The organism is Pseudarthrobacter oxydans, assembly GCF_013314975.1.
In the GTDB taxonomy this organism is placed as follows: Bacteria; Actinomycetota; Actinomycetes; order Actinomycetales; family Micrococcaceae; genus Arthrobacter; species Arthrobacter oxydans.
This window is the reverse complement of record NZ_JABTYH010000026.1, coordinates 29,529-50,922: the sequence shown is the minus strand read 5'-3', so window position 1 is coordinate 50,922 and position 21,394 is coordinate 29,529. Positions and strand designations below refer to the sequence as shown.

Here is a 21,394-nt window from a genome sequence, read left to right as displayed (position 1 = left end):
CCTCCGTGTGGTGCCTCAGCTGTTGCCGGCCAGGGAGGCCTTAGCAGGAGTTCCAAGGTTGCTGCCTCCCGGTGAAGCGATGTCTGCGCGGCGTGGCGCCGGCACCATGAACAGCGGAAGCAGCAGCTGGACCAGGGGGCCGATGGCCAGGGCGTAGACAACGGTGCCCACGCCCACCGATCCGCCCAGGAACCACCCGAAAGCCAGGACCACAACCTCGATCAGCGTGCGGGACCACCTGACGGACCAGCCGGTGCGCCTGGCCAGGCCCGTCATCAGTCCGTCGCGGGCGCCGGGACCAAACCGGGCACCGATGTAACAAGCGGAAGCGATGCCGTTCAAAACCACCGCGCCGCCGAGCATGCAGATCTGCCCGCCCAGATGGGTCACGGCCGGAATCAGGGCGAGGCCAATGTCCGCGAACACACCCACCAGGATGGCGTTGCACAGTGTTCCGAAACCGGGCCATTGGCGCAGCGGAATCCACAGCAGAAGCACCAGGAAACTCACGATGATGACCACCACGCCGATGCTGAGTCCTGTCCTGCCGGCCACGCCCTGGTGGAAGACATCCCAGGGGTCCAGGCCCAGTCCTGCGCGGATGAACATGGCCAGGGAAACGCCGTACATGGCGAGGCCGGTAAAGAGCTGAAGGAGCCTGCGGGTCAACATAGGAACGACTCTGGCAGAAAACTGGCCTTGAATTACATAGCCAGTTTGAGATACTGGCCTGATGTCATCCCTCACCGCCTCCGGCCTGTCCCGTCTCCTGGGCGAGTGGAACGTCGGCGCAACGCCCGGCTACCGCGAGCTGGCCGACGTCGTACGCCTGCTGGTGCTCGACGGCCGGGTGGCCCTGGACACTGCGCTGCCCAGCGAGCGCGCCCTGTCCGAAGCCCTGGGCGTCAGCCGGACCATGGTGACTGCCGCCTATGGGCTGCTCCGCGAGCAGGGCTTCCTCACAGGCGGCCAGGGCAGCAGAAGCCGGACGCGGATCCCGCGCCTCACCCCGGCAGGCACCACGCTCTTCACGGGACCGGTGCGGAACGATCCGGCGCTGACCGCCCCCGGGCTCGCGGCTCCGGAGGGACTGATCGACCTCGCCTACGCCTCGCTTCCTGCCAGCGGGGAGGTGGTGCACCGTGCGTTCGCCGCCGCCCTCACCGAGCTTCCGGCCCTGCTCCCCGGATTCGGCTACGACGCCCTGGGCCTGCTCCCGCTCCGGGAAGCAGTTGCTGCGCGCTACACGGCGGCCGGGGTGCCCACAACCGCCAGCCAGATCATGGTGACATCGGGGGCGCAGCACGCCCTGAACATCATCCTCCGCGCCCTGGCCGGCAGGCAGGACCGCGTACTGGTGGAACACCCCAGCTACCCCAACGCCCTCGACGCCATCCGGGCTGCGGGCTGCCGGCCGGTCCCGGTAGCATTCTCGGCCGGTACCGGAATAAGCCCACGCAGGGCCGGCACCAGCGCCGGCACGCACGGCGCCCGGGCAGGGGCCGCGCAGGCGTGGGACATGGCCGCCCTGCAGGCCGCCCTGCAGCAGCAGCGGCCCCGGCTGGCCTACGTGGTGCCCGACTTCCACAATCCCACAGGCCAGCTGATGCCCGACCTCCAGCGCCGCCACCTGGTCCGGGCAGCTGCGGCCGCCGGGACGGTCCTGGTGGTGGACGAGACGCTGCGGGAGCTTAACCTCGACGGCGCTGTGACCGCACCGGTCGCGGCGTTCAGTCCGGCGGTGGTGACCATCGGCTCGCTCAGCAAATCCCATTGGGGCGGGCTGCGCACCGGCTGGATCAGGGCCTCGGAGGACCTGATCCAACGGTTTGCGGGAGCCCGGACCTCACTGGATCTCGGCGGCCCCCTTATGGAACAGCTGGCCGCAGCGCACCTGGTCCGGGCCCTCGATGAGCCGCTGCCGGCACGGATTGCCGCCCTCAGGGACAGCCGCGCCGCCCTTTTGGAGCTCCTTGCCGGCCACCTGCCGGAGTGGGAGGCGGCCTACCCTTCCGGCGGACTGTCCGCGTGGTGCCGGCTGCCCGCTCCCATCAGCACTGCGCTCACCGTCATCGCCCCCGACTTCGGGGTCCGGCTGGCGGCAGGGTCGCGCTTCGGGATAGGCGGCGCCTTCGAGCGTTACCTGCGGGTGCCGTTCACCCTGCCGCCGGACAAGCTTGAAGCTGCGGTCCTGGCCCTGCGTTCAGCGCAGGACCGGCTCGATGCCGCCCCGCAGCTCCGACGGACCCTGAAGAGCGCCCCGGCCGTGGCCATTGCGTGACCGACGGGAGCCCGTGCCCGCCGATCACTGGGTCCCGGGCTCCTACGCGTAGGCCTTTTCGAGGAAGCCGCCCCAGGCCTTGGCCGTGGCATCCGGGTCGCCGGTGCCGCTGAAATCATGCACAGTCATCCCCACCGGAGCGCCCCAGGCGTTGCGGCCGAAGAAGCGGTACATGGCGTCGGAGGTGCGCAACCCCAGGAAGTGCTCGTTGGAGAAGTCCACTTCCCCCGAAAGCCGGCCCACGCCGTCAAGCTCCAGATCCACCCGGGAACCCTGCCCGGCGGAGTCCACGCCCAGCGCGTTGCGAAGCCGCGCAAAGCCGTCCGGAGCCTGGGACGCTGCCGGCGCCTGGATGTCCGTGAACACCACGGGCTGTCCGTCGAAGTACTTCAGGTACTGGCCCAGGGTGTGGAGGTAGAACTCCGTGTGGCGGCTGGCGCCGTCGTACTGCTCGTCCCAGTTGTCCGCGAAGATGCCGCTGTGGACATAGTGCAGGCGGGCGCGGCCGCCGTCGAGCGGTTCGAGCACATGCTCGAGCTGGTTGAACCAGCCGTCCGGGCCCTCGATCCGGGAGACCAGGTGGGTGGGGTACTCCTGGACGGTCTTGACGTCCGGCCACCCGTCCGTGGGGAACATCCACGCGGGCGTTCCGGTGGTCACAGCCTCCCAGACCCGATCCGGCGTCCCCGGAAGTTCGGTGTCGTAGACGATTTCGAAGTTGCGGTTGTCAGTCATTGTCCTGCTCCTTGCCTGAAGGGGTTTGTGTGGGGTCTTTGGCGGGTTTGAGAACGGGGTGGAGCGCCACCACCAGCCGGTGCCGGCGCCCGCGGGGGGCATCGCCGTCGTGGTATTTGTCCACCAGCCGGGTGACCGCCACGCCGAGCTCTTCGGCGAACGCTGCGCGGTCGGCCGCGGTCCGGAACGTGACTTCACCGTCCACCGCGAACGTGGCCAGCTTCTGGCGGGCAGCGGCCGCGCCGGCGATCAGCTTTCCCATCTCCTGGACCATGCGGCCCGCAAGCGCCAGCAGCCAGAATGCTGAAAAATGGCTGGAAAAGCGGCCCGGGTCCGGGGACACCGAGGCCAGCGCCTGGGGAGAGATCAGGTAGGACGACGCTGTGGCCTGGAGGATGCGTTCGGTCATGTTGCCTTTGCGCCGTTCCTCCACCAGCTCCACCAGGCCGTGCTTTTCCAGGGCCCTGAGGTGGTAGTTGACCTTCTGCCGCGGCAGCCCCACCCGCACCGCGAGCTGGGTTGCCGAGGCCGGCACCACCAGTTCGCGAAGGATCCGGGTCCGGATCGGATCCAGCGACGCCTCGGCCGCGGCGGGATCCTCGATGACGGCTATCTCCAACATGATTCAAGTATCGCTACCGACAATTTTTATTGTCAATAACTTTTTTGTGTTCGGTGCCGGGTGTGCCCCTGGGGGCTCCGCCCGGGCCGGCAGCACCCGCCGGTAGAATGGTCCGGTGATGCAATCCCCCCTCCCCGTGCGCGACGGCGTCAACGCCACCCGGCTGCGCCTCCCCGGAGAAGGGCCCTGGGACACGGCCATGGACTACATGATGCACCGCTGGGGACACATCGACCCCCAGGGCATCGAGGACAGGTTCGACGCCGGCGAGATCGTTGGCGAGGGCGGGGTGCCACTGGACCGCGCCACTCCCCTGCAGGACCACACGTTCATCTGGTACTATCGCAGCCTCCCGCCGGAGACGCGGATTCCGGTGGAGATCACCATCCTCCACCAGGACGAGCACCTGCTGGTGGTGGACAAGCCGCACTTCCTGCCCACCACCCCCGGCGGCACCTACATCCAGGAGTCGGCGCTGGTCAGGCTGCGCAACCAGCTGGAGCTGCCGGATCTGATACCCATGCACCGGCTGGACCGCATGACGGCCGGGGTCCTGCTCTTCTCCACCAATCCCCGGACCCGCGGCAGGTACCAGGTCCTCTTCGAGAAGCGGCAGGTCCAGAAGGACTACGAGTGCGTGTCCGCCGCCGAGCCCGCGGAGGGTTATCCCGCCGTCGACTTCCCGGTGGTGGTCCGCAACCGGATGACCAAGTCGCGCAGCTACCTGCTCGCCGAAGTCATCGACGGCGAACCGAACGCGGAAACGCGGATCGAGCGCCTGGAAACGTTCGACGGCGGCGCTGCGCCGGGTGCGGCGGGCACCTCTGCCGCGGCACCGGGAAGTCCCCGGCGGCTGGCCCGCTACCGGCTCGAGCCGCACACCGGAAAAACGCACCAGCTGCGGGTGCACATGGCGTCGCTGGGGCTGGGCATCGTCAATGACGCCTTCTACCCGGACCTGCTGGACAAGGCTCCGGACGACTACACCAGGCCCCTCCAGCTCCTGGCCCGCGGCATCCGGTTCGTGGATCCCATCAGCGGCAAGCCCGTGGAGTACCGCAGCGGGCTGGAACTCAGCGAGGCACACCCGGGCCAGGCCTGATCCGCCGTCTACCTCTGGATGGCCGGTGCGGAGAGGACTATCCTGAGGGGTACCTGGGGCAAGGCAAGGAACCATCATGGACGCATTGGCCTGGATCCCGGGCGACCGCACCGCCGCCAGGGCCGCCTACGCCGCCGCAGGCCTGGGCGCAGTGGGGGTGGCCACCCTCGGTGCCATGTATGCGGTGGAAGTACCCCGCAACGGCCCCTACGTTTTCGGCACCATCAATGACGCAACAGGTGCCCTGTTCAACCTGGCGGCCATCCCCGTAATCCTGCAGGTGCACCGCCGGCTGCCGCGGACGGTGGCCTCGGAGGCCGGCAAATGGGTGGTCACCGCTTCCTGCGCTGCCGGCTCCGCAAGCTCGTTCCTGCTTGTCGTCAAACAGCTCGACTTCAAGAGCTCCACAGTTGTCTCCGTTGCGGCCATGACGGTCCAGGCCGCGTGGTTCCTGCTGGCGCACCGGGCGCTCCTGCCCTCCGGCGCCTACCCTCGGAACCTCGCCCGGCTGGGACAGGCCATCGGAGGCACGCTGCTGGTGGCGCTGCCGGTGGCCGGCCTGACCTGGGCGGAGCAGCTTCCACACTGGGTCCGCTACGGCATCGGCGGAGCAGGAGTCGCGGCGGGAGCAGTCGCCTGGGTCGCCTGGCCCTACTGGTACTTCCTGGCGGGGCAGCACCTCAGCCGTACACCGAAGTCCGAACGGTAGGGGCAGCGCCGGCCGGCCAAATCTGCGGTACGTTGTGGCCATGGACTTCGGCAGCGCTGAAAGCTGGGGGTCGGCGATCTATTTCTGGATCATCCCCGTGGTCCTCGGCGACGCCATTTTTCCCCTGATCCCCTCCGAGATGGTGGTGATCACCGGCGGTGCCCTGTCCGCGGACGGCCGGACCAATGTTTTCCTGGTGGGGTTCCTCTCCGCCCTGGCGTCCTGGGTCGGCGACATGGTGGTTTTCCAGCTCTTCCGGCGCCGGCTGAGCCACGTGCTGGACCGCTGGGCGTGGGGCCGCCGGATCCACCGCGGGATCCATGACGCCATCGCCCGGGCCGGCCGCTCCTCCACGTACGGGACCATCATCGGCGCCAGGTTCATCCCGGGCGGCCGCCTTGCCACCTCTGCCGCGGCAGGCATCGCCAGTGTCGCCGTCCGTGGCTTCAGCCTGTGCGCAGGGATAGGGGCGGTGCTCTGGGCCTGCTGGCTGGTGGGCCTGGGCTACTTCACCGGCTCGGCCACAGGGCTTCCGTTCTGGGCCAGCTCCCTCATCGGCGTGGTGCTCGGCCTTGTGGTGGGGGCCGCCGTCGGCGTTATTGCCACGCGCCGGCGCGGAAATCCGTCCCCCGTGGAGGAACCCGGCCCATTGGCTCCCGAAGCCTGAAGCGCCGTCTTACACCGGCCGCTAAACCGGCGTCCAGCGGGCAGCTAAACCGGTGTCCAGCGGCCGCGGCTGCGGCGCAGCACGGTCAGGGATCCGGTCAGGGCCACGCGTTCGACGGCGTCACGCATCATGGCTGCCGAATCCCGCGCCTGCCGGTTCTCGCCGCTGTATTCTGTGGCGTCAACGAGGAAGCGCAGGTTCAGCTGCGGCACTCCCCCGGCAAGCTGCAGCTGGTGCGCCTCCACATGGTGCCGGGTCCCCAGGGCTTCCACCGCGGTGTCCATGACGGCCTCGGGCGGGTTGCCCGGCCGCAGCCCGGTGATTTTCAGTCGGGTCTGGAAGGAAGGCATGCCCTCCAGCCTATCCCGGCGGCTTCCCCGTCCCCCAAGCCCCTGCAACGCTCTCTCACTTTCTGCAGGGAAACCGCCAACGCTCTCTCACCGGTGCATGAGCGTTGGTGAAAACGCTGCATTAAGTGAGAGAGCGTCGGGGCTAGCCGGTGTTGCGGAGGCCTGCCGCCACACCGTTGACGGTGATGAGCATGGCGCGCTGCAGCCGTTCGTCGATCTCTGCGCCGGTGATGCCGTCGGCTTTCTCCGCGGCTTCGGCAGCTTCCGCACGGACACGGCGGAGGAGCTCCACCTGGAGGTAGCTGATGGGGTCCAGGTACTGGTCCCGGATTTCCAGCGAGCGCTTGAGCGTTGGCTGGGCGTCCAGGAGCAGGTTTTCGCCGGTCAGGTTCTGGACCTCGGCCACGGTGAGCTCATACTCCTCGCGGATGGCGCGGAAGATGTGGTGGAGCTCTTCGGGGACCAGGGTGGAGACGTAGTAGCCTGCGATGTCCAGGTCAGTCTTGGCCAACGTCATTTCCACGTTGGACAGCACCGACCGGAAGAAGTTCCAGTTCTCCCACATCTCCACCAGCTGCGCGGTGTTGCCTGCCTCGCGGGCAGCCTTCAGGCCGGAGCCGACGCCGAACCAGCCGGGCACAATCTGGCGTGACTGCGTCCAGCCAAACACCCAAGGGATGGCGCGCAGCCCGCCGAGCCCGGCGCCGGAGTCCGGGCGCTTGGACGGGCGCGACCCGATGTTCAGAGAGCCCAGCTGCTCCACCGGGGTGGAAGCCATGAAGTAGGCCGGCAGGTCCGGATGGTCGATCAGCTTTCGGTACCGGTCGAAAGCGGCGTCGGAGATGGTCTCCATGACGTGCCCGTACCGTTCCCGCTGGTCCGCGGAGGTGCGCGGATCGCGGTGCAGGGCCGAGCCCTGCAGCACGGCGGCGAGCGACAGTTCCAGGTTTTCGCGAGCGAGTTCGGGCAGCGAGTACTTGTCCGAGATGACCTCGCCCTGCTCGGTGAACTTGATTTCGCCTTCCAGGACGCCGTTGGGCTGGGCCAGGATGGCGTCATAGGTGGGTCCGCCGCCGCGGCCCACGGATCCGCCGCGGCCGTGGAACAGGCGCACGCGCACGCCGTGCTTGGCGGCGATGTCGCGCAGCTTGCGCTGGGTCTTGTGGATTTCCCACTGGCTGGTCATCACGCCGGATTCCTTGTTGGAGTCCGAGTAGCCCAGCATGACCTCCTGCACGTCGCCGCGGAGGCGCACGAGTTCCCGGTAGGAGGGATCGGACAGCAGCTGGTCCACGATTTCGGCCGAGGCCCGCAGCTCCTCCACGGTCTCCAGCAGCGGCGCGAACCCGATCTTGGCGTAGGGCTTCTCGCCGAAGAGGTTCACCAGGCCGGCCTCACGGGCCAGGACTGCCGCGGCAAGCACGTCGTCGGCGCCGCGGGTCATGGAGATGATGTAGGTCTCGATGACGTCCGGGCCGTAGGCGCGCAGGGCGCGGCGGATCTCACGGAAGACGTCGTACGTACCGTCGGCGGCGCCGTCGAGCTTAATGGGGTGTCCGGAGAGCGGCCGGCGCGAGGCGAGCTCGGAGCCGAGCACCTCGAGCCGCTGCCCGCGGCTGAGTTCCGCGTACCGCACGCCGGGCCCGCCCAGCCGATCCATCAGCTGGCCGACGGCGTCATGGTGGTGGTCCGCGTGTTCGCGGATGTCCAGGGTGGCCAGGTGGAGTCCAAAGGAGGCGATGGCGCGGCGGACCCGGGCGAGCGCGCCGTCAGCAGCCAGCGACGCCGAGTGGTTCCGGAGCGAGAGTTCCACGAGTTCCAGGTCGGCAAGGAGTTCGCCGGTTCCGCTGTAGTCGCGGCCGTGCTCGTGGTTGGAGTTTGCAGCCACCCGTTTGCCCGTATTGATCAGCTTGGCTTTAACGCAGGTCAGCTTGAGCCGGTAGGGCTCCTGGGCGTTGAGCTCCAGGACGCGCTTGTCCAGGCCGGGCAGCTTCTTCAGGTCCGCCTCGATGGAGTCCAGGAGCTCCTGGTCCGCGCCGGCAAGCGCGGTGGAGTTGGAGAGGATGGAGATCAGTTCATCGATCATTCCGATGCTGATCCGGACCGCATGTTGGTTCTGGATCTGCAGGATCTCGCGGGTGACTGCCGCGGTGACGTTGGGGTTGCCGTCTCGGTCACCGCCGATCCAGGAGCCGAAGCGGATGGGCGCTTCCTGGGAGGCAAGGCTCACGCCGTGCTCGCCGAGCAGTTCAGAGAGTTCGGTGAGCATCTCCGGCATCGCGTCCGTCAGGATGCTGCTCAGGTAGTAGATGGCGTTGCGGGCCTCGTCCACCGGAGTGGGCCGGACCTGGCGGAGCTCGTCGGTCTGCCACATCTGGTCGATGATCTCGGCCAGCTGGCGATCCTGGCGGCGCCGGGCGGTGGTGCCCTCGGCGCTGGGCTGGGCCAGGACGTCGGAGAGCTTGCGGATCTTGTCCAGCACCGAACGGCGCGAGGCTTCGGTGGGGTGCGCGGTGAAAATGGGGCGGACGTCCAGCCCGTTGACCACTTCCTGCAGCACACCGGTGCCCGCCTGCTCTGCGATGTCCGCTACGGTCTTGGCCAGCCAGCCGTCTTTTTCGGCGCGGGTCCGCAGGCCGCGCACCCGGTGCACCTGTTCAGCGGCGTTGGCAAGGTGGAAGTAGAAGGCGAAGGCACGGACCAGGTCGGTGGCCTGCTCGATAGGCAGCGAGCCAAGGAGTTCGCGGACCTGGGCCACGACGTCGTGTGCGCTCCACGGGCCGGTGGCATCGGCGCCGCCGCGGGCGGCTTCCTTGGATTCCTTGGTGAGGAGGCGGACCTGCTCCACGAGGTCGAGGAGTTCGGGACCGTGCTGGCGGACGAGCGATTCACCCAGCAGGGTGGACACGCGGCGGACGTCTGCCCTCAGTTCGGAGGCAAGATCGGTTTCGGGATTCGTTGCAGTGTGAGCCATGGAAACTATCTTTCGAGGGTTCGGACTTGGCTCGTACACTGCGCTGGATACTGTGAGCCACGTAACTAGCTAAAGATGCTACCCGCAGTGCGGCGCCGTGGGGGAATCCGTCTCAGATAATGTCGCGCACCGGGTAACCTACATGGCGCTTGACGTGGTCCAGCTCTTGGCGGAGCTGGTCAACTTCGGCCCGGTACGCGGTAATTTCCGCGGTGCGGCGCTTGGCAGCCCGGGCGCCGGCCGCCAGGGCCACCAATGCCAGGGGCACGGAAAGCGCCAGGGCCCAGCCCGCGGCAGCAAAGAAATCCAGTGCCACCGGCAGGGCGGAGCGGAAGTCCACGAACTCGTTGACGCCGTCCGTGACGCCGCCCAGCATCCCTTCCAGCGGTTCCAGGAACTGCCCCACCATGGGCGCATCGGAGAGCGGGGGCGGGCTCAGCCGGGACTGCCGCCCACCGCCCCAGCGGCCGTCGCCGAGGTGGTTCAGGACGTAGATCCCTGCGCCCGCGCTGGCTGCCATGAAGACCATCACGGAGGCCAGCCCTGCCAGGTCGGGCCGCCGCGGCCGCCACAGCAGGACCGCCACCCCGGCTGTCACGGCCGTGATCCACGTCAGGGCTTTGAGCCAGTCACCACTTATGCCAGCAAGTATGTCCACGGCACCTATTCAACCGCGCGGACCACCTTGATATTGAAATTGGGTGTGCCCAGGGCGGCGTAGAGGCGCAGCCACAGCGGCAGCAGCATCTCGGCTCCGCGGGCCGTGGTGATGTCGCCCAGGTCGATCACATCGCGGTGGCCCAGCTCCTCCAGCAGACCCTTGACCACCGCCTTTGCGTCCGGATCATCCCCTGACAGGAAAACGGAATGGTCTCCGTCCGCGAGCCGGCGCGGGTCCACCATCAGTCCGGCGTTCATCGTGTTGAGGGTCTTCACAACCCGCGCGCCGGGAAAGGCCCGCTGGATCCGCTCGGCGAGGCTGTCCGTGTTCACCGGGTTCAGCACCGGCGGCATGCCCTGGGAGAAATCCAGGGGGTTGGAAACGTCCATCAGCACTTTGCCGGCAAGGCGTGCTGCCCCGGCTGACCCCAGCGCGTCCAGCGCTCCCGCGCCGTTCGTGGCATTGACCACCAGCTCAGCGGCCTCCGCAGCCTCGGCGAAGGTCATCAGCGGGATGTGGCGGTTCGCGGCATGCCATTCGCTGAAAGCAGGCGCACCCATCATGTCCGGCCCGGTCCTGGCCGAGGTGGCGCCTGGATCCCGTGTTCCGATGTCCGCGACATGCCCCAGCGCGGTGAACGCCCCCGCGAGGGTCCGTCCCACCATGCCTGTGCCAAGCACCGCGATCTTCATGGCCTCCCCCTCTGGAAAGCAGACAGTTTGGAAGTGGTGTCAAAAGCAGGTGCGGGGGCCGTGAAGCACCCGGTCCCTCTGGTTCCGAGGGTACTCCCCGGCCCGGACAAGGCAAGCGCCGGAATGAACAACGGCGCGGAGCGGTTGTAGCCGGGGCAACCCGAAACGCTTGAAAGGAACCATGGGCACCCTCCCGGCCGCCAAGCTGGAACGCTGGCAGCGCTTCCGCGACAACCGCAACAAGGCCCTCGCCGCCCGCCACGGCTGGCTCACCCTCACCTCCTTCCAGTGGCTGGAGGACTCCCCTGCCGCCGTCGAACTGGCACCCGGTCTCTGGTCAACGGATGGTACGACGGCGTCACTTACCGCAGTGCCCGCGGACAAGCTGTCCCTGGTGGAGTCAGGGGACGCTGTAACCGGGACCATCACGGCGGCCCTGGCCGATGAGGAGTCCCTGATGTGGGTCCAGTTCGGCGGCCCCGGCGGGGACCAGGTGGTGGTGGAACTGGCCAGGCGGGCCGGGCGCTACGCCATCCGGACCCGGGACGCGGCCTCGCCGGTACTCACGGAGTTCACCGGCGTCCCCACCTATGGATACAAACCGGAGTGGGAGGTGGCGGGCCGGTTCGAGCCGTACCCCGAGCCCGTGGACGTTCCCATCGCCACCGCCAACCCCCTGGTGGACGGCGTCCACCGGACCGTGGGTGAGGTGGTGTTCCGTGTTCCCGGCAGCGGGCACGAGTTCCGGCTGCAGGCGGAAGAGGAGAAGCTTGGGGCGCTGACCGTCACGTTCCATGACGAAACCAACGGGGAAACCACGGACGACTGGCGGAAGCTCGCCGTGCCCCGCCCGCGGCCGGACCATTCCGTGGTCCTGGACTTCAACCGCACCATCAACTATCCCAGCGCGTTCACCCCCTACGGCACGTGCCCCATGCCCGTGAAGAACAACTCGCTGGACGTGCGCGTGGAGGCAGGCGAGAAGCTGCCCTCCGCTGATTGAGCTGATCCAGCCGACTGGCTGCGTCAGGCGATGGCTGACATTCCGGTGACGGCGCGGCCCGCGATCAGGGTGTTGATCTCGAAAGACCCTTCGTACGTGTAGATGGCTTCGGCATCGGAGAAGATCTTCGCCATCCGGTAGTCGGTGACAATGCCGTTGCCGCCCAGGATGGACCGGCCCAGTGCCACGGTCTCCCGCATCCGTGCGCTCACGTACGATTTCGCGAGTGCCACCTGCGGCATGTCCGCGGCGCCTGCATCCTGCAGCCGGGCAAGCCCGGCCATCATCCCCATGCCGGCCACGGCGTTGCCCAGCATGGTCACCAGCTGCTGCTGGATGAGCTGGAACTGGGCCAACGGCCGGCCGAACTGCCGCCGCTCCACGGCATACTGCCGGGCGACGTCGAAGGCGGCAAGCTGCTGGCCCACTGCCTGCCACGCCACCATGATCCGCGAACCCCGCAGCAGTTCCCTGGTGTCCGCGAAACTGCCGATATTCGCGAACCGGTCTGCCTCGGCCACGTGCACATCCGCCAGGACAATGTCCGCGTTCTGCACCGTCCGCAGCGCGATCTTGTTTTCGATCCGGGTCCGGCTGACGCCCGGCAGGGTGGCGTCCACAATAAAGCCGCGCACGGACCCGTCAGCCTCGTCGCGGGCCCACACCAGCATGAAGTCGCAGAACGTCCCGTTGCCGATCCAGCGCTTTGCCCCGTTCAGCACCCAGGCGTCACCGCCGCCGTCCGGTTCTCCGGTGGCCGACGAGATCCGCCGCGCCCGCGTCTCCATCCCGCCGGCAACGTCCGAACCGTGGTTGGGTTCGGTGAGGGCAAACGCACCGGTGATGCGCAGGCTGGCGGCGTCGGCCAGCAGCCGCTGTTTCTGGTCCTCACTGCCGAAGTCATAGAGCGACTGGACGAACAGGTCGTGGTGGACCATAAAGAACGTGGCGATCGACGTGTCCACGCGCGTCATCTCGGCAATGACCAGGCCGGCGAACAGATGGCTGTAGCCGCGCTCGGCGGGAGTGCTCAGTTCCAGGGCAGCCAGTTTGGGCAGGATCTGCGCCGGGAACTCGGCCTTGTTCCACCAGTCGCCCGCATGGGGTGCGATCTCCGCGGCCAGGAATTCCCGCAGCTCGGCCAGTTTGTCCCGTTCCTTCCGGTCCAGCAGGGACTCAAAATCAAAAAAGTCCGCTGAGGGCAGGTCCGGCATGCTGTCCCGCACTGTTTCGGAGCCCGCCTTGTCAGCCCCCATCATTTCGGTCCCATCCGGATGGCCCCGTCAAGGCGGATGGTCTCCCCATTCAGCATGGCGTTCTCCACGATGTGCGCCACCAGGGCCGCGTACTCGCCGGGCCTGCCGAGCCTGGAAGGATGCGGCACCTGCGCTCCCAAAGAATCCTGGGCTTCCTGCGGCAGCCCGGCCATCATGGGTGTCTCAAAGATGCCGGGCGCGATGGTGACCACGCGCACCAGCGAGCGCGCCAGCTCCCTGGCAACCGGCAGGGTCATGGCCGCCACGGCCCCCTTGGAAGCCGCGTAGGCGGGCTGGCCGATCTGCCCCTCGAAGGCGGCAACGGAGGCGGTGTTGATGATCACGCCGCGCTCCGGGCCGCCCAGTTCCGTGACCGCCGGCCGGGTGGCCACCATCGCCGCCGCTGCCAGCCGCAGGACGTTGAAGGTGCCCACCAGGTTCACCTGGATGACGCGGTTGAAGGCCTCGAGCGGAAGCACGCCGTCCCTGCCCAGGACTCTCCCGGGCGTGGCGATCCCGGCGCAGTTGACCACAATGCGCAGCGGCCCCAGGCTGGCAGCTGTGTCGACGGCGGCCTGCACCTCGGCTTCGTTCGTCACGTCTGCGGGGGAAAAGACGGCGGAACGCCCCTGAGTCCCGGACGCATTGAGCTCTTCTGCCAGGGCCGCGCCGCCGGAGGACGGGAGGTCAACCAGCACCACGGAGGCGCCGTCACGGAAGAGCCGCCGGGCCGTAGCCGCCCCCAGGCCCGAGGCTCCCCCTGTCACCAGTGCAACAGCGCCTTTGACGTCCATACATCCTCCTTGATGCGGGCCCGCAGCGGCTGCCGGCCGCCCGGTGTTAGTTAGTGAATGTTAACTGAAATACCTGCGACCCGCACCAGCGGCCGGCCGGGACCGGCCCGGGGCCGCGCGTTAGGGTGGGAAGCATGACCCGCCTGGACCCCGCCCCCGCCCGCCAGGACCCGTCCGGATGGGATGCCCGGGCCAACCAGGCTGCACAGTCGGTGACCGCACTGTTCGGGCGGAGGCTGCTCTTCCTGCCGGGCACCCACCTGGGTACCGTGCAGTGGCCTGCCCCCGCATGGCGCAAGGACCCCAGGGAAGCGCTGGCAGGGCCCTGGCACTACTGGTGGCAGGCACACTACGTTGACTGCCTGGTTGATGCCGGACGGCGCGAACTGGCCAACGGCGCCACGCCGGACGCCAGGTTCAACGGCCCCGGCCACCCAAGCGCCGGCCGCCTGGCATCCCGGCTGGTGACGGGAATCCGCCTGCGCAACGCCTTCACCTTCGTCAACAGCTATTACGACGACATGGCTTGGCTGGCGCTCGCCACCCACCGGCTCGACACCCTAGCCGAAGAAGCACGCAGGTCCGGACGCCGGCGCAACGCCCGCGTCCGCAGGTCCCTCACGCTCCAGTTCGAGGCCGCGTGCACGGATGACCTGGACGGCGGTGCCTTCTGGAGCAAGAAGCGGGATTTCAAAAACACCCCGGCCTCGGCGCCCATAGCGCTCCACTTTGCCCGGACCGGCCACCCTCAGAAATCCAGGGCGCTGCTGGACTGGCTGGATGCCACCCTTTTCGACCCGGACCAGGGCCTGTACCTGGACGGTGCACGGCTTGGCCCGTCCGGGGAAGTGCTGGTGGAACGCGCGGTCTACACCTACAACCAGGGCCCGGTGCTGGGCGCCCTCCTGGAAATGGGCAGGGAGGCAGACCTTGACAGGGCAGCCGTGGTGGTGGACGCGGTGGACCGGCTGCTCACACTCCCGTCCCCCGCCGGACAGCCACAGGCCCCCTCACCCACGAAAACAGCCGGCCACGCACCAGCCACCGGCGCCATGACGAGCAGCGGGGGCCGGGTGCTGCGCTGCGAGGGACCGGGCGACGGCGGCCTGTTCACCGGGATCCTGTGCCGTTACCTTGCCCTCGCCGCAGCCGACAGCAGGCTCCCGGCGCAGACCCGCACCACCGCCGCCCGGCTGGTGGCAGGAACGGCTGGGGCCTTCTGGTCCGGAAAGCGCTCCGTGCAGGCCGGCGAGGCTGCGGACAGTCACCGCGGCGCCGTCATTTTCTCCCAGCACGCCGCGCAACCGGCGGACGCAACGTACCCCCCGGGCGCCGCCGTCGAACTTTCCACCCAGCTGCAGGCGTGGATGGCCCTGGAGGCCGCGGCAGCTCTCCCCGGCAACACCGGCGACGCCGGTAATGACGCCGGCAATTAGGACACGCAATAGTTTTGTAATTCTTGTGACCCTCGTCACTTAAAGCGCTTTCTGGTTTGTTGCTTAGGTTTGCCTACCCTACAGTTCCAAGCGTGGGCATCCTTCCCCGACGCCCAACAGGACCCCGTCCGCCCGACGTTTCCCCAGAAAGCAGTCCCTCAATGAAGATCCGCAACAGCGCCCTGGCAGGCATCGCACTCGCCGCCACCGCAGCACTTGGACTGACCGCCTGCGGCGGCAGCACCACCCCCGCAGCCACTGGCTCGTCCGACGCCACCGCTGGTGCGGGCAACGGCGAAATCACCGTGTACAACGCACAGCATGAGAGCCTGACCAAGGAATGGATCGATGGCTTCACCGCCGAGACCGGCATCAAGGTGACCATGCGCCAGGGCTCGGACACCGAGCTCTCCAACCAGATCATCCAGGAAGGCGCAGCCTCCCCGGCTGACGTGTTCCTGACGGAGAACTCCCCGGCCATGACCCAGGTGGAGAACGCCGACCTGTTTGCCGACGTGGACGAAGCCACCATCGCGCAGGTGCCTGAAGAGTTCCGCCCGTCCACCGGCAAGTGGACCGGCATCGCTGCCCGCTCCACCGTCCTGGTGTATGACAAGAACAAGCTGACCGAAGACCAGCTGCCCAAGTCCATGCTGGACCTGGCCACCCCGGAGTGGAAGGGCAAGTGGGCGGCCTCCCCGTCCGGCGCCGACTTCCAGGCCATCGTCTCGGCGCTCCTGGAGCTCAAGGGCGAGGCTGCCACGGAGGAATGGCTCAAGGGCATGAAGGAAAACTTCAAGGCCTACAAGGGCAACAGCACCGCCATGAAGGCCGTCAACGCCGGCGAAGTTGATGCCGCGCTGATCTACCACTACTACTACTACGGTGACCAGGCCAAGACCGGCGAGAACTCCAACAACGTCACCCCGTACTACTTCAAGAACCAGGATCCGGGCGCGTTCGTGTCCGTCTCCGGCGGCGGCGTACTGAAGACCTCCAAGAACCAGGAAGCTGCCCAGGAGTTCCTGAAGTACGTCACCGGCAAGAAGGGCCAGGAAATCCTCAAGGACGGCACCTCCTTCGAGTACGCCATCGCGTCCGACGTTCCCGCAAACGAGAAGCTCGTTCCCATCGCGGAGCTGCAGGCCCCCACCGTGGATCCTGCCAAGCTGAACTCGGAGAAGGTCACCGAACTGATGACCTCGGCAGGACTCCTCTGATTTCGTGACTCCTGATCTATCGGCTCCCCCGCGGGGGAGCACGACGACGGCGGGCCGGGGCAACAGCCCCCGCCCGCCTTTCGGCGTTTCTGCGGTGTCCGCCCTGGCGGTGCTGATTGCCCTGTTTTCGCTCGTCCCGCTGGGCTACGTGGCCTACATGACCGTGGCAACGGGGTGGGACACCGCCGTCGAACTCATCTTCCGGCCGCGCGTGGCCGAACTGCTGCTGAACACCGTCCTGCTGATGCTCTTCACCGTCCCGCTGTGCCTGGTCCTGGGGGTTGCAGGCGCCTGGCTTGTGGAACGCACCACGCTGCGGGGCGCGCGGGTGTGGGCCGTGCTGCTGGCTGCGCCGCTGGCCATCCCGGCGTTCGTCAACAGCTACGCCTGGGTTTCCGCCATTCCTTCCCTGGGCGGCCTGGGCTCCGGAGTCCTGATTGCCACGCTCTCCTACTTCCCGCTGGTCTACATTCCCGCCGCCGCCGCCCTCAGCCGGTTGGACCCGGCCATTGAGCAGTCGGCGGCCGCGCTGGGCCTCGGAGCCTGGCGCACGTTCTTCCGGGTGGTCCTCCCCCAGCTCCGCATCGCCATGACCGGCGGCGCGCTCCTGGTGGCCCTGCACCTGCTGGCCGAGTACGGGGCGTTCGCCATGATCCGCTTCGATACCTTCACCACGGCGATCATGGTCCAGTACCAGTCGACCTTCAACGGGGCGGCAGGGAACATGCTCGCCAGCGTGCTGGTGTTCTTCTGCCTCCTGCTGCTGCTGGCCGAGGTCCGCAGCCGCGGCACCGCACGGTACGCACGCATCGGCCCCGGAGCACAGGCGAAGGCGCTGCGCCTGCCGCTGCACGTGTACCAGGTTCCCGCCCAGCTGTTCCTGCTTGCGCTGACGGCACTGGCTTTCGGCCTGCCCCTGTTCTTTGTGCTGCGCTGGGTGGCTTCCGGCGGAACGGCAGCCTGGGCCGCGGACGAGTTCCTCCCGGCGCTGCTCACAACGCTCGGCTACGGCCTGGCGGGCGCCCTTGCCACCACCGTGGTGGCGTTCCCCATGGCCTATCTTGCTGTCCGCCATCCCGGCTGGTTCAGCAAGTCGCTGGAGCTCTCCAACTACGTCACCAGCTCGCTGCCCGGAATCGTGGTGGGCCTGGCTTTCGTCACGGTGAGCATCCGGGTGGTTCCCGGGATCTACCAGACGGCAGGGGTGCTGGTGGCGGCGTACGTGCTGCTGTTCCTGCCCCGGGCCCTGGTCAACCTCCGGGCAGGCCTGGCCCAGGCGCCCAAGGAACTGGACGAGGCGGCACAGGCGCTGGGCAAACCCCCGCTGGTGTCCTTCATCAGGGTCACCCTGCGGCTCACGGCGCCGGCCGCCGCAGGCGGTGCGGCGCTGGTGTTCCTGGCCATCGCCAACGAACTCACCGCCACCCTGCTGCTGTCCCCCAACGGGACACGCACCCTGGCCACCGAATTCTGGAGCAAGAGCAGCGAAATCGATTACGCCGGCGCCGCGCCGTATGCGTTGCTGATGATCCTGCTCTCCGCGCCCATGACGTACCTCCTCTTCCAGCAGTCCAAGAAAGTAGCCGGACAGTGACAGAACAAGCCCCTTCCAGGTTGCCTGAGCCGCGGGTGGCCCCGTCCGTGGCACCCACCACCAACAGCCACCTGGAGATCACCGACGTCACCAAGAACTTCGGCAACCAGGCCGTCCTGAAGGGCGTCAACCTTTCCGTGGCCAGGGGCGGAACCACTGCCATTGTGGGACCCTCCGGATCGGGCAAGACCACCCTGCTCCGGCTGATTGCCGGGTTTGAGCACCCGGACACGGGCAGCATCGCGCTGAACGGCGCCAAGGTGGCGGGCGACGGCGTGTGGGTGCCGGCGCATAAACGGCACATTGGGTACGTGGCCCAGGACGGCGCCCTGTTCCCGCACCTGAGCGTGGGGCAGAACATCGCGTTCGGGCTGGACCAGGACCGCCTGCCGGGCGGCCGGCGGGCGGTGGCCGGACGGGTCAGCGAGTTGCTGGAAATGGTGTCCCTGGACCCGGCCATGGCCAAGCGCCGCCCGCACCAGCTGTCCGGCGGGCAGCAGCAGCGGGTGGCCCTGGCGCGGGCCCTGGCGCGCGAGCCGGAACTGATGCTCCTGGATGAGCCTTTTTCAGCACTCGACGCGGGACTCAGGGTGGCCACCCGCCGTGCCGTGGCCAAGGTCCTGAACGAGGCGGGGGTCACCACCATCCTGGTCACCCACGACCAGGCCGAGGCACTGTCCTTCGCGGACCAGGTGGCCGTGATGCGCGGCGGCAAACTCGCCCAGATCGGCAACCCGTTCGTGGTGTATACCCGCCCCGCGGACCGTGCCACAGCGGAGTTCCTTGGAGACGCCGTCATCCTCGATGCCTGGCTTGAGGGATCGCTCGCCACCTGTTCCCTGGGTGCCATCCCCGTCCGCAGGCCGCCGGCCCAGGGCCGGGTGCAGCTGATGCTGAGGCCGGAGCAGATCCGGATTGCCGAGGACGCGGCCATCCGCGGCGTGGTGGTGGACACGGACTACTTTGGTCCGGAAACCACCGTCCGGCTGAAGCTCTCGGTCCCGCCGCAGCTGGCCTCCACCCCCGACCACCGCTACCCCGGCGGCGGCGAGATCATCACCATCCGGCACTGGAACGCATCCATCGCCCGCCCGGGCATGGAGCTGTGCCTGCGTGTGGTGGGTGAAGGCGTGGCATTCCCGCTCGATTCCTGAACAGTCTCCATTCCTGAACAGTGGGCCCGCGCACAGGCGCGGGCCCAAGTTCGCCACCGGACGTCCGGCTCAGCGGATGGCGGCAAGAGGCGTGACGGTGCCGCCCCTGATGCCGACGGCACCACCCGAAGCCGCAAGCCGGACGTCCTTGGCCCCCGCCGGCGGGAAGACCAGCGAGGTCAGCGTCTCGCGGCCGCCGTCCACGAAGACTTCCACGGAAGACCGGTCAATATAGGCGGCCAGCTGAACCGTGTCCGCGTCGGTGTTGCCACTGGCCGAGCTCACCGTCCGGTACCCCTCCGCCGGGCCGCCGGCAGCCTGCGCCACCGAATCCCCGTCCCGGACCACAAAGGCCTGCCCGGTCCCGAAGTCGTAGCCCACCGTGGCGTAAACCTTGCCGGCGCTTTGCAGGAGGACACGGGCTTCACCGCGGCCGGATGCAGGCCTTTCCAGTTCCAGGTCCACCTTGAACGCACCGCTGTCCGGAACCGGCAACGGCTCCCCCGCGCCTTCGCGGGCCGTTCCCGCAGGGATCCGCTCCGGGCTCCCCTCCAGGGACGCCAGCGCACGGGTGGGCGCCGAGGCCAAAACCGGGCGATCGCCGTCGGACACCAGCCGGATGTCACGCACCACGGAGGCCGCCCCGAACCAATCGCCGGTGGGCAATTCCCGGGCGTACGCCCAGTTGTTCATCCAGCCGATGGCGTGCCGCGAGGCCTTCCGCTGGCCGTCCGTCAGGCGCGGATCATCCCAGGTGACGGCGGCGTAGAAGTCCGTTCCGCCGTCGAGCCACTGGTGGTCTCCGTCGGGCGTGAAGCCCTTTCCGTCAAAGCTGCCGGTCCAGTACGCCAGCCCGGTAGTGCGGCCCTCGTCCGCGCCGTTAGCGCTGGCGGCCAGCACCCAGGTCCGTTTGGAGGGATCGCCGTCGACGTCCAGCTGGAAGAAGTCCGGGCACTCAAGGATGCCCAGCCCGTCGCGCTCAAATGCCGAAACATAGGTCCAGTCCTTGAGGTCCGGGGACGTGTAGAAGCCGATTTTGTGGCCTTCGGCCAGCAGCATCAGCCACTGGTTGTTGGCGTCGTCGCGGACAATGCGGGGATCCCGCCAGTGCTCCTCGCCGGGGTTCTCCATCACCGGGTTCTGTTCGTGGTTCTGGAAGCTGTAGCCGTTGTCCGTGGAGTAGAACAGTGACTGCCGCTGGACGCCGTCATGCTGCTGGGTAAGGACCGCGATCACGGCTCCCTTGCCGAATCCCGCGGTGCCTTCCGTATCCACCACCGCTGTGCCGGTCTCGATATCGCCGAGTCCGTTGCGGTACTTCCCGATGGCCACGCCCTCGTTTTTCCAGTTGACCAGGTCGGTGCTGGTGGCGTGGAACCATTCGGTGCCGTTCCCTTCCGGGTAATCGGCGTTGTACAGGTAGTAGTAGTGCCACTGGCCGTCCAGGAAGAACGGCTTCTGGGGATCGTTCATCCAGCGCTGGTCCGGTGTGAGGTGGTAGGCGGGGCGGTACTCCCCCGCGGGCGGCTCGAAGCGGTCCGCAGCCGGCGCGGGCCACGTCCGGTCCACGCCGAGGTCAGCCAGCAGGGCATCGCGCGCCTCGGTGCTGATGCAGTCAGGAAGGCGCGCCGCAGCAGCATCCCCAACCGTGTCCGGGGCCGCGCTGCTTCGCAGGAAAACCTTGCCGTCCACGCGCGCTCCGGCCAGCCAGCCCGCACCGCATTCAATGCTCCGCACATCCTCCGCGCCCTCGGCGTCGAGCGCCCGGCCACGGTCCACGAGCGTGGTGTCCCCGCCGTCCAGCCACAGCGTCGCGTAGCTGCCGGTGGAGTCCCTGGCCGTTGCCTGCGCCGACGCAACACCGTCCAGGACGCGGCCGGCAACGGCGGCCGGCCCCGTCCGGACGTTGCCGGCGAGCAGCAGGGAAACCACCAGGGCCAGGGCAGCGGCCACGGCGGCAACCACCCAGAGCAGGGGCCGGTTTCTAAGGGCAGGGAGTACAGGTCCGAGGATTTTTCGGGGCATGGTTTTCGATCCGTCGCTGAACGCACAAGTGCCGCTCCCCAGCAGGGGAACGGCACCAGCGCAAGTGAACCGTCAATTTTACAGGCAGGCCGGCAGGAACCCAACCGGGCACGGATTCC

General features: G+C 68.1%; 19 protein-coding genes. 9 read left to right on the top strand and 10 right to left on the bottom strand.

The features are described 5' to 3' along the window. Nucleotides 1-15: 15 nt before the first annotated feature. Nucleotides 16-672, bottom strand: coding sequence for a membrane protein YczE (gene yczE, locus HTS88_RS15950; RefSeq protein ID WP_174180043.1), 657 nt, complete (start codon nt 670-672; stop codon nt 16-18). A 61-nt stretch (nt 673-733) separates the two neighbouring features. Between yczE and yczR the strand changes: the two genes are divergently transcribed. Next, nucleotides 734-2,281, top strand: a complete 1,548-nt coding sequence (gene yczR / locus HTS88_RS15945; RefSeq protein WP_425515562.1) for a MocR-like transcription factor YczR — start codon at nt 734-736, stop codon at nt 2,279-2,281. A 42-nt stretch (nt 2,282-2,323) separates the two neighbouring features. Here the strand turns inward: yczR and HTS88_RS15940 are convergent, their stop codons facing one another. Further along, nucleotides 2,324-3,016, bottom strand: coding sequence for an SRPBCC family protein (locus HTS88_RS15940; RefSeq protein ID WP_174180041.1), 693 nt, complete (start codon nt 3,014-3,016; stop codon nt 2,324-2,326). Further along, nucleotides 3,009-3,638 carry a winged helix-turn-helix domain-containing protein gene (locus HTS88_RS15935; RefSeq protein ID WP_174180039.1) on the bottom strand — a complete coding sequence of 210 codons (630 nt, stop codon included), beginning with the start codon at nt 3,636-3,638 and terminating at the stop codon, nt 3,009-3,011. The genes HTS88_RS15940 and HTS88_RS15935 overlap by 8 nt, the downstream gene beginning before the upstream one ends. Nucleotides 3,639-3,756: 118 nt before the next feature. Between HTS88_RS15935 and HTS88_RS15930 the strand changes: the two genes are divergently transcribed. The 3 genes from HTS88_RS15930 (at nt 3,757) to HTS88_RS15920 (ending at nt 6,116) form a co-directional block, all read left to right on the top strand. Further along, nucleotides 3,757-4,740, top strand: a complete 984-nt coding sequence (locus tag HTS88_RS15930; protein ID WP_174180076.1) for an RluA family pseudouridine synthase — start codon at nt 3,757-3,759, stop codon at nt 4,738-4,740. A gap of 76 nt (nt 4,741-4,816) precedes the next feature. Beyond that, entirely contained in the window at nt 4,817-5,449 is a 633-nt protein-coding gene (locus HTS88_RS15925; RefSeq protein WP_174180037.1) for a hypothetical protein, read from the top strand. A 40-nt stretch (nt 5,450-5,489) separates the two neighbouring features. Further along, entirely contained in the window at nt 5,490-6,116 is a 627-nt protein-coding gene (locus tag HTS88_RS15920) for a DedA family protein (RefSeq protein ID WP_174180035.1), read from the top strand. Nucleotides 6,117-6,160: 44 nt separating this feature from the next. Here HTS88_RS15920 and HTS88_RS15915 read toward each other — a convergent pair whose 3' ends face one another. The 4 genes from HTS88_RS15915 to HTS88_RS15900 form a co-directional block, all read right to left on the bottom strand. After that, entirely contained in the window at nt 6,161-6,466 is a 306-nt protein-coding gene (locus tag HTS88_RS15915; protein ID WP_066273735.1) for a hypothetical protein, read from the bottom strand. A gap of 142 nt (nt 6,467-6,608) precedes the next feature. Continuing rightward, entirely contained in the window at nt 6,609-9,440 is a 2,832-nt protein-coding gene (ppc, locus tag HTS88_RS15910) for a phosphoenolpyruvate carboxylase (RefSeq protein WP_174180032.1), read from the bottom strand. A 112-nt stretch (nt 9,441-9,552) separates the two neighbouring features. Continuing rightward, a complete protein-coding gene (locus HTS88_RS15905; RefSeq protein WP_174180030.1) occupies nt 9,553-10,098 on the bottom strand; it encodes a hypothetical protein in 546 nt (181 codons plus the stop codon). Between the two features lie 5 nt (nt 10,099-10,103). Continuing rightward, nucleotides 10,104-10,793, bottom strand: coding sequence for an NADPH-dependent F420 reductase (locus HTS88_RS15900; protein WP_174180029.1), 690 nt, complete (start codon nt 10,791-10,793; stop codon nt 10,104-10,106). 181 nt (nt 10,794-10,974) lie between these two features. On the opposite strand from HTS88_RS15900, the gene HTS88_RS15895 reads away from it, so the two are divergent. Next, complete coding sequence (locus HTS88_RS15895) at nt 10,975-11,796, top strand: DUF1684 domain-containing protein (RefSeq protein WP_174180026.1); 822 nt, start codon at nt 10,975-10,977, stop codon at nt 11,794-11,796. A 23-nt stretch (nt 11,797-11,819) separates the two neighbouring features. Here the strand turns inward: HTS88_RS15895 and HTS88_RS15890 are convergent, their stop codons facing one another. Then, complete coding sequence (locus HTS88_RS15890) at nt 11,820-13,055, bottom strand: acyl-CoA dehydrogenase family protein (protein ID WP_246256367.1); 1,236 nt, start codon at nt 13,053-13,055, stop codon at nt 11,820-11,822. Then, nucleotides 13,052-13,846 (bottom strand): SDR family NAD(P)-dependent oxidoreductase, encoded by a 795-nt coding sequence (locus HTS88_RS15885; RefSeq protein WP_174180024.1) that lies wholly within the window; start codon nt 13,844-13,846, stop codon nt 13,052-13,054. The genes HTS88_RS15890 and HTS88_RS15885 overlap by 4 nt, the downstream gene beginning before the upstream one ends. A 134-nt stretch (nt 13,847-13,980) precedes the next feature. On the opposite strand from HTS88_RS15885, the gene HTS88_RS15880 reads away from it, so the two are divergent. From HTS88_RS15880 to HTS88_RS15865, 4 genes are all read left to right on the top strand, one after another. Then, nucleotides 13,981-15,282, top strand: coding sequence for a glycosyl hydrolase (locus tag HTS88_RS15880; protein WP_174180022.1), 1,302 nt, complete (start codon nt 13,981-13,983; stop codon nt 15,280-15,282). A 161-nt stretch (nt 15,283-15,443) separates the two neighbouring features. Beyond that, the gene (locus HTS88_RS15875; protein WP_174180020.1) at nt 15,444-16,502 is read left to right on the top strand and encodes an iron ABC transporter substrate-binding protein; all 1,059 of its coding nucleotides are present in this window, start codon (nt 15,444-15,446) and stop codon (nt 16,500-16,502) included. Between the two features lie 4 nt (nt 16,503-16,506). After that, nucleotides 16,507-18,096, top strand: coding sequence for an ABC transporter permease (locus HTS88_RS15870; protein ID WP_174180017.1), 1,590 nt, complete (start codon nt 16,507-16,509; stop codon nt 18,094-18,096). Continuing rightward, entirely contained in the window at nt 18,093-19,250 is a 1,158-nt protein-coding gene (locus tag HTS88_RS15865; RefSeq protein ID WP_174180016.1) for an ABC transporter ATP-binding protein, read from the top strand. Before HTS88_RS15870 ends, HTS88_RS15865 begins: the two co-directional genes overlap by 4 nt. Nucleotides 19,251-19,319: 69 nt before the next feature. On the opposite strand, the gene HTS88_RS15860 is transcribed toward HTS88_RS15865, so the two are convergent. Continuing rightward, on the bottom strand, nt 19,320-21,275 hold the full coding sequence (locus HTS88_RS15860) for a glycoside hydrolase family 32 protein (protein ID WP_174180014.1): 1,956 nt from the start codon (nt 21,273-21,275) through the stop codon (nt 19,320-19,322). Nucleotides 21,276-21,394 lie beyond the last annotated feature (119 nt).

Coding starts and splice junctions, on each gene's coding strand:
- HTS88_RS15930 (WP_174180076.1), top strand. CDS start 3,757: ATGCAATCCCCCCTCCCCGTGCGCGACGGCGTCAACGCCACCCGGCTG.
- HTS88_RS15925 (WP_174180037.1), top strand. CDS start 4,817: ATGGACGCATTGGCCTGGATCCCGGGCGACCGCACCGCCGCCAGGGCC.
- HTS88_RS15935 (WP_174180039.1), bottom strand. CDS start 3,638: ATGTTGGAGATAGCCGTCATCGAGGATCCCGCCGCGGCCGAGGCGTCG.
- HTS88_RS15890 (WP_246256367.1), bottom strand. CDS start 13,055: ATGATGGGGGCTGACAAGGCGGGCTCCGAAACAGTGCGGGACAGCATG.
- HTS88_RS15915 (WP_066273735.1), bottom strand. CDS start 6,466: ATGCCTTCCTTCCAGACCCGACTGAAAATCACCGGGCTGCGGCCGGGC.
- yczR (WP_425515562.1), top strand. CDS start 734: ATGTCATCCCTCACCGCCTCCGGCCTGTCCCGTCTCCTGGGCGAGTGG.
- HTS88_RS15860 (WP_174180014.1), bottom strand. CDS start 21,275: ATGCCCCGAAAAATCCTCGGACCTGTACTCCCTGCCCTTAGAAACCGG.
- HTS88_RS15895 (WP_174180026.1), top strand. CDS start 10,975: ATGGGCACCCTCCCGGCCGCCAAGCTGGAACGCTGGCAGCGCTTCCGC.
- HTS88_RS15880 (WP_174180022.1), top strand. CDS start 13,981: ATGACCCGCCTGGACCCCGCCCCCGCCCGCCAGGACCCGTCCGGATGG.
- HTS88_RS15920 (WP_174180035.1), top strand. CDS start 5,490: ATGGACTTCGGCAGCGCTGAAAGCTGGGGGTCGGCGATCTATTTCTGG.
- HTS88_RS15885 (WP_174180024.1), bottom strand. CDS start 13,846: ATGGACGTCAAAGGCGCTGTTGCACTGGTGACAGGGGGAGCCTCGGGC.
- HTS88_RS15875 (WP_174180020.1), top strand. CDS start 15,444: ATGAAGATCCGCAACAGCGCCCTGGCAGGCATCGCACTCGCCGCCACC.
- HTS88_RS15900 (WP_174180029.1), bottom strand. CDS start 10,793: ATGAAGATCGCGGTGCTTGGCACAGGCATGGTGGGACGGACCCTCGCG.
- yczE (WP_174180043.1), bottom strand. CDS start 672: ATGTTGACCCGCAGGCTCCTTCAGCTCTTTACCGGCCTCGCCATGTAC.
- ppc (WP_174180032.1), bottom strand. CDS start 9,440: ATGGCTCACACTGCAACGAATCCCGAAACCGATCTTGCCTCCGAACTG.
- HTS88_RS15940 (WP_174180041.1), bottom strand. CDS start 3,016: ATGACTGACAACCGCAACTTCGAAATCGTCTACGACACCGAACTTCCG.